This window comes from Micromonospora sp. CPCC 206061 (assembly GCF_036906915.1).
Lineage (GTDB): Bacteria > Actinomycetota > Actinomycetes > Mycobacteriales > Micromonosporaceae > Phytohabitans.
Window position 1 is genome coordinate 1 of record NZ_JBAKHX010000145.1, and the last position, 10,207, is coordinate 10,207.

Annotated in this window: 8 protein-coding genes and 1 pseudogene; 6 read left to right on the top strand and 3 right to left on the bottom strand. The window is 72.9% G+C overall.

Translation table 11 applies throughout. The features are described 5' to 3' along the window. A pseudogene (locus V6V89_RS40225) lies at window positions 1-1,847 on the top strand (hypothetical protein); the annotation flags it as partial. 19 nt (window positions 1,848-1,866) lie between these two features. Here V6V89_RS40225 and V6V89_RS40230 read toward each other — a convergent pair. Further along, window positions 1,867-2,046, bottom strand: a complete 180-nt coding sequence (locus V6V89_RS40230) for a hypothetical protein (RefSeq protein WP_334624962.1) — start codon at window positions 2,044-2,046, stop codon at window positions 1,867-1,869. Between the two features lie 33 nt (window positions 2,047-2,079). Between V6V89_RS40230 and V6V89_RS40235 the strand changes: the two genes are divergently transcribed. Continuing rightward, window positions 2,080-2,766, top strand: coding sequence for a hypothetical protein (locus tag V6V89_RS40235; protein WP_334624963.1), 687 nt, complete (start codon window positions 2,080-2,082; stop codon window positions 2,764-2,766). A gap of 117 nt (window positions 2,767-2,883) precedes the next feature. On the opposite strand, the gene V6V89_RS40240 is transcribed toward V6V89_RS40235, so the two are convergent. Then, complete coding sequence (locus tag V6V89_RS40240) at window positions 2,884-3,150, bottom strand: acylphosphatase (RefSeq protein ID WP_334624964.1); 267 nt, start codon at window positions 3,148-3,150, stop codon at window positions 2,884-2,886. 184 nt (window positions 3,151-3,334) lie between these two features. Here V6V89_RS40240 and V6V89_RS40245 point away from each other — a divergent pair, with 184 nt between their 5' ends. From V6V89_RS40245 to V6V89_RS40255, 3 genes are all read left to right on the top strand, one after another. Then, complete coding sequence (locus V6V89_RS40245; RefSeq protein WP_334624965.1) at window positions 3,335-4,255, top strand: serine aminopeptidase domain-containing protein; 921 nt, start codon at window positions 3,335-3,337, stop codon at window positions 4,253-4,255. A 244-nt stretch (window positions 4,256-4,499) separates the two neighbouring features. Then, complete coding sequence (locus V6V89_RS40250) at window positions 4,500-6,155, top strand: sensor histidine kinase (protein WP_334624966.1); 1,656 nt, start codon at window positions 4,500-4,502, stop codon at window positions 6,153-6,155. Next, entirely contained in the window at window positions 6,152-6,841 is a 690-nt protein-coding gene (locus V6V89_RS40255) for a response regulator (protein ID WP_334624967.1), read from the top strand. The genes V6V89_RS40250 and V6V89_RS40255 overlap by 4 nt, the downstream gene beginning before the upstream one ends. Here the strand turns inward: V6V89_RS40255 and V6V89_RS40260 are convergent. After that, the gene (locus V6V89_RS40260) at window positions 6,838-8,376 is read right to left on the bottom strand and encodes a DapH/DapD/GlmU-related protein (protein WP_334624968.1); all 1,539 of its coding nucleotides are present in this window, start codon (window positions 8,374-8,376) and stop codon (window positions 6,838-6,840) included. The genes V6V89_RS40255 and V6V89_RS40260 overlap by 4 nt on opposite strands. A gap of 54 nt (window positions 8,377-8,430) precedes the next feature. Here V6V89_RS40260 and V6V89_RS40265 point away from each other — a divergent pair, with 54 nt between their 5' ends. Then, window positions 8,431-10,098: a phospholipid carrier-dependent glycosyltransferase gene (locus V6V89_RS40265; RefSeq protein WP_334624969.1), complete on the top strand. Its 1,668-nt coding sequence runs from the start codon at window positions 8,431-8,433 to the stop codon at window positions 10,096-10,098. Window positions 10,099-10,207: the final 109 nt, after the last annotated feature.

The window sequence follows — 10,207 nt, forward strand, 5'->3', positions numbered from 1 at the left end:
GGGCGGCCACCGCCGTGCCGCCGCAGGCGATGCCGACGGCGGCCCCGCCGCCGCAAGCCCCGCCGGCCGCGGCGCCGGTCACCGCAGGACCTCGCGAAGAGCCACTGGCCCCGCCGGCCGCGGCGCCGGTCACCGCAGGACTTCACGAAGACCCGCCGGCCCCGCCGGCGCAAGCCCCGCCGGCCGTGCCGCCGGTCACCGCAGGACCTCGCGAAGAGCCCTCGGCCGCGCCGCCGGAAACGGCCGGGCCGCGTCGGATCCCAACGGCCGCGGCGACGCCGGAGGCGGTACCGCTGCTGCCGCCGCCCTCTCAGCCGCCGGCGGCCGAACGACCCCCGTGGTGGGCGGCGGCCGTGCTCGCCGCGGGCGCGATCGTCCTGATGGTCCTGAACTGGCCCGGTAGCACCGAGACGCGCCTGGCCTGGCAGGACAGCCAGACGGGCTGGCAGATCTACCGCACGCCTGGCGACCCGTTCATCCTGGCGTCCGTGCTCGCACTCGGCGCCGCCCTCGCGGCGCCTCTGGTCGCGCGCGGCGCGAAGATCGCGCTCGGAGTGCTCGCCGGCGCCGTGGGGTACCTAGCGCTGACGTCCGTGACGCTGCTCATCGGCGAGATCGCCGGCGACGAGGTCGGGTACTGGATCGGTGCTTTGGCGGTGAGCGCCGCGCTGGCGGCGTTGGCACTGTTCGTCGCGCGGCTCCGCGGGCCGTTCGGGTGGCCGGCCTGGCCGGCCGCCGCGCTGGTCATCGGCGGCGGGCTGCTGCTGGTGGCCTCGCCGTCCGTGACCTCAGACAATGTGGCGTTCCTGTCCATCACCTACGGCGCCGACGCCCTCGAGCCCCTGACCCTGACCGCGGTGACCCTGCTCGCGCTGGCCGCCGCCCACCGGCCGACCCGCTGGTTCCTGGGCGCCGCCGCCGCGACCGCCGCGCTCCTCGGCGCCGTTGCCCTCATTCCGGCCTGGGATGCCGACATGCACGCGGGCTTCTGGCTGGGGATAGCTGGGAACGTCCTGGTGTCCGGCGCCCTGGCGGTCGGGCTGCCGCGCACACCGCGAGGCGACCGGGGCGCGTCACCGCGGATGCCGTGGGTCGGCGTGGCCGGGCTGGTTGGCGCGGCGTTGCTGCTGCTGTTGGTCAACGGGCAGGCCATCACCGAGTCGCAACGGCTCTGGATGGACACCGACCATGGGTGGCCCGCATTGATGCGGCAGTCGTACGACGGCACCGTGTACGCGGCCCTCTTCATGGTCGCGGCCGCGCTGCTCACCCGTGCCGGCGGTGCCGTGTCCCCGTACGCCTTGGGCGGGGTCGCCGGCGCCGCCACCCTGTTCGCCACGACCGGCATGGTCGTCCTCAGTGGAGGGCTCGGCTACGAATACTCCGGTGCCGTGTGGACGGTCTCGCTGGCCACCGCGATGGCAGTGCTCGTCGGCGTGGCGGTGGTGTGGACCCGGCAGCGGCAAGGTCCCGGGCTGGGCCGGCCCGCGATCGTCCCGGCGGTGATGCTGGGCGTGAGCTTCGTCGCGCTGCTGGTGCCGCAGTTCGTCGCCGCCGACGACGGGACCTCGGCGGGCGGCCACATCGGTCCTCTCGTGCTGTTGTTGCCGGTGGTGCCGACGGCGCTCGGCGCCTTGGCGGTCACCAGCCGCGACCCCGCCACCCGGCGGGCCGCCGTGGGGGCGGCGTGCGCGTACGGGACTCTGTTCGCGGTCGCGTGCTGCTACCCGATCTTCGTCGACGTCGCCCGCCTGTACTTCGTGGCGATGCTCGCCGCCCACGCGCTGCTGGTCGCGACGGCGGTGGCGGCCGCCATCCGTCCCGCTCCTCCGGTCGATGCCGCTTGATCGGCGGGGCCGCCCGGCATCAGCGGGGAGTCCGTCCGATGTAGACCATGTCCCAGATCGCCTGGTCGGGATGGCGCTCGACCTCGTTGCCCGCGTGGTAGACGGTCACCGTCATCGGCCCGGTGAAGCGTAGGGTGGCGCCGTCGAAACGCGCCAGCCTCGCCGCCACCACCTTGTCGTACGGCACCCGTACGGTCACAGCAGGTGACCCGAATCGGATAGGTTCTGCGGCGTGGACCAGCTTGTACCTGTGATGATCGGCTTGGGTCTCGTCCTGCTCATCGCGTTCGTGGTCGTCGCGACCGTGCTCGGCGTCCGCCACGAACGGCGGCGCCGCGCGGCACTGCGGGACTGGGCGCGCCGCCACGGGTGGCGATACGTCGAGGAGCCGCGGGTCGACTGGATGTCCCGGATGCCTGGCACGAGCCGGCGGCGCGTCACGCTGGCGTTGACCGGAGTCCTGAACGGCCGCGAAGTCACCGTGGCCGACTACTCGTACATCCGCAGCAGCACGTCGACCACCACCGGCGCCGACGGCCATTCGAGCACGAGTACGTCGTCGACGACCCACCACTTCGTGGTCGTGGTGGTGAGCCTGCCCGAGCCCGGCCCCACCCTCGCGGTGGAACGCCGCGGCGGGCTGTCGAAACTCGGCCGAGCCATCCTCGGCGACAAACCCACCGCGCTCGGCGACGAACAGTTCGACAGCAAGTTCCGGCTCACCGGGCCCGACCCCGACACGATCCGGCGGTACGTCGGCCCGGCACTGGTCGCCGAGCACATCGCCGGCCGGGTGCCGCCGTGGAGCCTGTACGGATCCCAACTACTCACGTACTACGAGGGCAGCATCGACGACCCGGAGCGGATCCCCGCGTTCGCCGAACCACTGGTGCGGGTGGCCCACCTCCTCGGCCGCTGACCAGCGCGTCAGCCGTGGACGAACCGGGCCAGCGCACGCGGGCAGCCGGTCCTGCCCGTCACGGGCGACGGTGCGGGCCAGCGCGACCAGCAGCATTGGTCAACTATCCCAGCGGGCTCAGCGGATCTCGAAGTACGCGAGCCCTTCGACCGGCTCCTCATGTACCTCCACCGCGGTGACCGTGGCCCGGGACGGGCCGCGACGGGCCCAGTTCACCAGGCGCTCGACGCCGTCCGCGTTCCCTTCGAAGACGGCCTCGACCCGGCCGTCCGGCAGGTTACGCACCCAACCGGCGACGCCCTGCTGCCCAGCGACGCGCCGGCAGGTGTCTCGAAAGAACACCCCCTGCACCAACCCGGAGACCAGGACGCGCTTGCGAATCACCGGATCACCGTACCGGGCAGGATGCGCTCGACCAGGACCCCCGGGCACCGTCAGGTCGCCGGCCGCCTGGGCGGTACCCTGCTGACGATGATCGACGAACTCATCGTCAAGCGCTATCCACTGGTCACCGGCGCCCGGACGTTCGGCGCCGGCGCCACCGTGACCACCTACGTCCGGGCGTCGCATGGCTGACGACCGCGCGGCGTACCGAGCGATCGACGATCAGGTGGTCGCGCTCTACACCGAGGGCCGTTACGAAGACGGTGTCGGATTGCTCCGAGCCGCGATACCCCGATTGCCATCGTGGCGTGCCGACCTGGCGCATCTGGCGGCCTGCCTGCTCGGTGCGGCGGGCCGGCCCGCCGAGGCGCTGGCCGAGCTGCGGTCCGCCTTCGACGCCGGCGGCTGGTGGCACCGCCGCATCCTGGTCGACGACGACGACCTCGCGTCGCTGCGCGACCTGCCCGGCTTCGCCGACCTCGTCGAACGTTCCCACGCCCGCGCCCTGGCCGCCGGCACCGCGACCCGGCCGCCGCTGGTCCGCCGGCCGGCCGGCGACGCCCGTGGCGTCCTCGTCGCGCTGCACGGGGCCGGTGAGGACGCCGACGACGCCGACGCCAGCTGGAGCGCCGCGGTCACCGCGGGCTTCGTCCTGCTCGCGCTGGACTCCTCGCAGCGCAACACACCGACGTACCGCTCCTGGCCCGACCCCGCCGCCGGCACGCGCGACATCGCCGCCGCGCTCGCCGCGCTGCCGGCCGGCGACCAGCGCCTTCCGCTGGTCGCCGCCGGCTTCTCCGCCGGCGGCCGGCAGGCCATCCTGTGGGCCCTTGCCGGCGAGCCGGGCCGGCCGGCGAGCTTCGTCGCGGTCGCGCCGGCCATCGGGCCGGCGCACCTCGACCCCACACAGGTGACGGCCGCCGTCGCGCGCGGCGTCACCGGCAAGGTCCTTCTCGGCGAGCAGGATGATGATGTACGCGATGACGCGCTCCCGGCGATCGATGGCCTGCGCCGAGCGGGCCTGCGATGTGGGCTCGACCTCATCCCCGGCCTGGGCCACGCCTTCCCCACCGACTTTCCCGCACGCCTCCACGACGCGATATGAGTAATCAAGATCTGCTACCGCGCAGCTGCGCCGCGTACGGCAGCGGTTCGGCCAGGCCCTGAGCGACCGTCGACCTCTCGCGGTGACGTCTACGCCTTCGAGGCGAGGGCTGCCCGCGGCCATCACATCCGTGACGAGGATGGCCTCACTCCCCCAAAGCCCCCAAAGCTAGTCTCGCGAGACTAGCGGCCAGGCCAGGGCGGGCGCGATGATGATTGACCCCGCACAAGAAGGTTGAGTCTTCGTGGTCGTCCCGTCCCGCCGCCCCACGCTGGCGGGCCAGTTGCTCGCCTTCCAGCTGGCGATCATCGTCGTCGTGCTGGTGGCTGTCGCTGCCCTTTCGCTGGCCCAGTCCGCGGCGACGTTCAACCGCGTCGAGGGGCGCAGGGTGGCGGCCCTCGCGGAGCAACTCGCCGACAACCCCCTCGTCCGCGCCCAGCTCGACGCCCCGGCGCCGGGCGAGACCCTCGCACCGCTGGTGCAGACCACCAGCACCGAGTCCGGCGTCACCTCGGTGACCGTCGCGGACGCCCGCGGCGTCATCCTGAGCTCGACCAACCCGATCCTGGTCCGGACCCGGCTGCCGCTCGGTGACCCCGGAGTCGCCGACGCGCGCGGCTGGTCGGGCGAGCTGCGCGTCGATGGCGTACGCGAGCTCGTCGCGCAGGTGCCGGTGCTGGGTGCGGAGCCGGGCAAGATCGGCAAGCACCTGGGCACCGTCATGATCGGCGAGGCGTCGCCGACGCTGTGGCAGCGGGCGCGCAACGCGTCGAGCAACCTGATCCTCTACCTCGGCCTCGCGAGCGTGATGGGTCTGGTCGGCTCGTGGCTGCTGGCCCGCCGGATCAAGCGGCAGACGCTGGGCCTGGAGCCGCGCGAGATCGCAGGGCTGGCCGAGCACCGCGAGGCGATGCTCTACGGCATCGCCGAGGGCGTCATCGCGCTCGACCCGCACCAGCGGATCACGCTGGTCAACGCGGTCGGGCGAACGCTCCTGGACCTCCCCGAGGAATGCGTCGGGCGGAGCCTCGCCGAGCTGGGCATCGAGGGGCGGCTGCGCGACGTGCTCACCGGTTCCACTGGCACAGCGGGTGACTCCGCAGATGAAGTGGTGCTGCGCCGCGGGCGGGTCCTGGTCATGAACCGGATGAGCGTCGCCAAGGACGGCCGCCGCCTCGGGTCGGTCACCACCTTGCGTGACCGCACCGAGCTCGCCCAGCTCGAGCAGGAGCTCGGATCGTTCCGGAGCTCAACGGAAGTGCTCCGAGCCCAGGCGCACGAGTTCGCCAACCAGCTGCACACCATCTCCGGCCTGATCCAGCTCGAAGACTATGACGAGGTGGTCCGGTACGTCGACGCGCTGGCCCGGCACCGCGAGTCGCTCGACCTGACGCTGACCAGCCGGGTGCACGACACCGCCGTCGCGGCGCTGCTGATGGCCAAGTCGGCGCAGGCGGCCGAGAGCCGGGTCCAGCTGCGCGTCTCCGAACGCACCTCGCTCGACCGGCTCGACCCGCGCGACTCGGCCGACGTGGCGACCGTCGTCGGCAACCTGGTCGACAACGCGGTGGACGCCGCCGCCGCCGGGGAGGCAGTGCTGGCCGAGGGGCACGACCCGTGGGTCGAGGTCGAGCTGCGCCAGGACGCGTCCACTGTGGAGATAGTCGTGCGCGACTCGGGGCCGGGCGTCGCGCCGGAGCTGGCGCAGGAGGTGTTCTCGCACGGATTCACCACGAAGGCCGCCCAGGAGGGCGAGCGCGGGATCGGCCTGGCGCTCACGCGCCTGGTCTGCAAGCGGCACGGCGGCGAGGTCGCGGTCACCAACACGGCCGCGGGGGCCATGTTCACCGCGCGGCTCACGGTGGGCCATCCGGTCGCGGTCGCGGAGGCGTCCAGGTGAAGCACCCCACGATCGACGTACTGGTCGTCGACGACGACTTCATGGTCTCGCGCATCCATCGCGGCTTCGTGGAGCGGGTGCCCGGGTTCCGCGTCGTCGGCACCGCCCACACTGGCCAGGAGGCGCTGGACGCCGCCGCCGAGCTGCGCCCCGACCTGGTGCTGCTCGACCTGTACCTGCCGGACATCTTCGGCCTCGACGTGGTTACCCGGCTGCGCACCGCCGGTCTCGACTGCGACGTGCTGGTGATCTCGGCGGCCCGGGAGTCCGACGCGGTGCGCGGCGCGGTGCGGCACGGCGTGGTGAGCTACCTGCTCAAGCCGTTCGGCTTCGACGACCTGCGGCGCCGGCTGGAGCAGTACGCGGCCCAGCGCAGCGGCGCGTACACGGCCGAGGTGCACAGCCAGGCCGACGTCGACCGGGTGCTGGCCCGCGCCAGCGCCGCTCGGGCGACCGCCGCCGCGCTGCCCAAGGGGCTCAGCACGGTCACGGCCGGACTGGTCGAGGGCGCTCTGCGGGCGGCGGAGGAGACAATGTCGGCCGCCGAATGCGCGCAGAGGATCGGGATCTCCCGGGTCAGTGCCCGCCGGTACCTCGAGCACCTGCACGACACCGGCAAGGCCGACGTCACGCTGCGCTACGCGGTGCCGGGGCGCCCCGAGCGCCGGTACCGCTGGGTCGGTTAGATAGCCGGCTCGGGTCGGTGCACGCCGCGCGGCCGGTACCCGAGCGCCCCGCTCTCCCCCAGCACGTCGGCGAGCAGCCACACGATGGCGAGCCACATCTCAGTACCCATGAGGCTGCACTCGTGCTCGGAACCGGCCGTCGGAGCCGGACTGAACGCGAACCCGGCGCCCGGTCGCCAGCGCGTCAGCGCGGCGTCGAGCCGCTCGCGCGCCCAGGCGTGGGCATCGCCGCGGCGATGCCGGGTCTGCTGCCCGCACAGCCACAGTGGATGGATCACGTCGAGCACGTCGCAGGCGGTGCCCCGGCCGTCGCCGAAGAACCCGGGGTCGCGGCTGTGCGCGAGCACCGTGTCGATGGTCGCCTCCGGGCGCGGCACCGGCAGCCCGAACTGCGCGAACGTGCCCCGCGTCAGCCGGTAGTACCCGTTGACCGGCTGGCGGAAGCGCTCGCCGGGGGTGGGCGAGCCCCACAGGCCGGTCCAGCGGTCCTGGCGGGTCAGCAGCCAGCCGAAAAGCGCCTCGACCGGCGCTGGCGCGCCGAGGCGCCGGTTCCAGTGCAGGGCGGTGCCGAACGCGTCGACCCACGCGCCGGCCGTCCACGCGGCCGGCTGCCAGGGCAGGCCGTCCAATCGCGGCACCAGGCCGTCGTGGTCCACGGCGATCGGGTCCTGGAAGGGCGCACCGAGCAGGTCGAGCGCGTACCCGACACACAGGATGTGGTAATCCTCCCTGCTCTGCCGCTTGAGCCATTCGACCAGATCGCTAGCGGGCAACTGCGGTGGCGGCGCGCCGAGCAACAGGTCTGAGATCTCCACCGCGTCGCAGGTCGCGCGCACGTCCAACTCGGCTCCGGGCTGGTTGACGAACCGGCCGTGCTCGGGCAGCCAGTGCCGGTCGAGCAGCGCCGGCGCCTCCTCGCGCGCCGTGTCCGCGAAGCGCGCCAACCGGGTGGTGAGGTCGCCGGCCCGCGAGCCCGCCCGTGAGCCCGCCTTGTCGCGCCGGTCCCGGACGCGCCGGGCCGGGTTGCCGGCCATGATCGACCATGGCGGCACGTCCTTCGTGACGACCGCGCCCGCCCCGATCACGCTGTGCTCGCCGATGGTGACGCCGTCGACGACGATCGCGCTGGAGCCGATCCAGACGTCGTCGCCCACCGTGATGCCCTTGGCCGTGATCGGCTGCTCGTACACGGGCCGGTCCGGGGCCATCGAGTGGTTGAAGCCGAGCAGAGAGGCGTGCGAGCCGACCCGTACGCCGTCGCCGAGCCGCACCCGGCCGCGCACCACCGCGAACGGGTTGAGCGTCGAGTTGTCGCCGATCTCCACGTCGTCGGTCAGGTAGACGTGCGCGGCGATGTACGAGTCCCGGCCGATCCGCAGCGTCGTCTCGTGTATCGCGGCGAGCGGCGACAGGTACGTGCGCTCGCCGACCTCCCGCACGCCCCGCTCGCGAAGCGTCTCTTGCCATGCCGCCTGCGCGGAACGCTCCTCGTCGGTGGCGCGTGACCAGTACAGCCACGGCAGAAAGTCGTACATTGATCTCCATCCTGCCGGCTCGTTCCGCGCTACGCGTGCCATTATTCAGCGACAATGACGACCGCGCCCCGGTGGCTGCGGGGCGGGCTGCTCGCCCTCGCCGTCGCCGCGCTCCTCGCACAGATGGCCGCCGCGATGCTCACAGCCGCCACCGAGCAGACCCCGACCATCGACGAACCCGTGTACGCGGGCGCGGCTCTGGTTCAGCTCCAGGAGCGCAGCCTGCGGTACAACCCGGAGCACCCACCGCTCGGCAAGCTGATCATCGGGGCGGGGCTGTCGTACGGCGACGCTGCGGCCGACCCGGGATTCGTTGGTGACCAGACCGCCTTCGGGAGGTGGCTGCTGTACGAGTCCGGGTACGACCCGGCGCGGATCATGCTGCTCGCGCGGCTCCCCGTGATCGTCATGACGCTGCTGTTCGGGCTGGTGGTGTTCGGGTTCGCGCGTGACGTCGCGGGGTGGCTCGGCGGGCTGGCGGCGCTGACCCTGTACGCGTTCTCGCCGGACGTGATCGCGCACGGGTCGCTGGCGACGCTGGACGTTCTCCTTTCCGGTTTTGTCCTGACGGCGTTGTGGATGGTGTGGCGGGCGCGCCGCCGGCCCCTGCTGTACCTTCCGCTGGCTGGATTGGCGCTCGGGGCGGCGCTGGCGACGAAGATGTCCGCGCTGGCGGCGGTGCCCGTGGTGCTCGGCCTTGCCGTGCTGTCGGTGTGGCACGCGGGGCGCTCCTCGGCCAGCGCGGCATCCGGCACCGCCGACGGCACGGGCGGGAGCGGGCGCCGGCGGGTGCTCGGTGTCGGCGTGGCGGCGGCAGCCGGGGTGGCGCTTCTCGCCGTGGGCGTGGTCTGGGCCAGCTACCTGGCGGTCGACCCGGACCTGGTGTGGGTGGCACCGCCCGACCTGCCCGCCGTGCACGGCCTGCGCGCGCTGCTCGTCGACGCGCTCCCGTTCCCCCAGCCGTACCGGGACGGCATGCGCGTCCAGCTCGGATTCGAGGACGCGACGTGGGGCGGGTACCTGTTGGGGCGCAACTACCGCGGCTCGCTCTGGTACTACCTGCCCGCCGCCCTGCTGGTGAAGACGCCCCTCGGGATGCTCGCCCTCTGGCTCACCGGCGCGGTCGCGATGCTGGCGGTGCGGCGCCTGCGGCCGGCCGCCCCGTACGTGCTGCTGCCAGCGGCGGTACTGCTGGTAGCCGCGATGACGAGCGACCGCGACTTCGGCACCCGGTACGCCCTCTTCATGCCGATGCTGCTGGCGGTCGCCGCGGCGGCCGCGGTGGTCGTGGCGTGGCGCCCGACGCTCGTGCGGTTCGCGGCCGCGGCGCTGGTCCTGTTCGTGGTGGCGAGCTCGCTGCGCGCGTACCCGTACTACCTGCCGTACTCCAACGAGGCGTTCGGCGGGCCGGCGAAGACGTACCTGCGGCTGCACGACTCCAACGTCGACTGGGGCCAGGACCTGGGGCGGCTCGCGGAGCGCCTGCGCTCGCGATACCCGGACGAGCAGGTCTGGCTCGTGTACCGGGGCAGCGGCGAACCCGACTATTACGGGATCGAGTTCCGCGACCCGCTGCGCACGCCCCCGGACGAGGTGCGTGGCCTACTCGTGGTCTCGAACAGCACGTTGGCAAAGGCCGTCAACGGCCCACTGGCAGACCTGATCGACACCAGCACCAAGATCGACGACGTGGGCCACTCCATCACGATCTTCCGCCGCTAGCGTCGCGCTTGCGCCCTCCTCCGTGCCCCCCGCGCCCCCCGTCCGTCGATCAAGAAACCCTGGCCCTTCGGGCCACCCGCAGGTGGGTGAAACTCGTGGTGGCGTCGCT

Excerpts from the sequence above, each read along its gene's own strand:
- V6V89_RS40245 (WP_334624965.1), top strand. The coding sequence starts at position 3,335 with ATGGCTGACGACCGCGCGGCGTACCGAGCGATCGACGATCAGGTGGTC.
- V6V89_RS40260 (WP_334624968.1), bottom strand. The coding sequence starts at position 8,376 with ATGTACGACTTTCTGCCGTGGCTGTACTGGTCACGCGCCACCGACGAG.
- V6V89_RS40265 (WP_334624969.1), top strand. The coding sequence starts at position 8,431 with ATGACGACCGCGCCCCGGTGGCTGCGGGGCGGGCTGCTCGCCCTCGCC.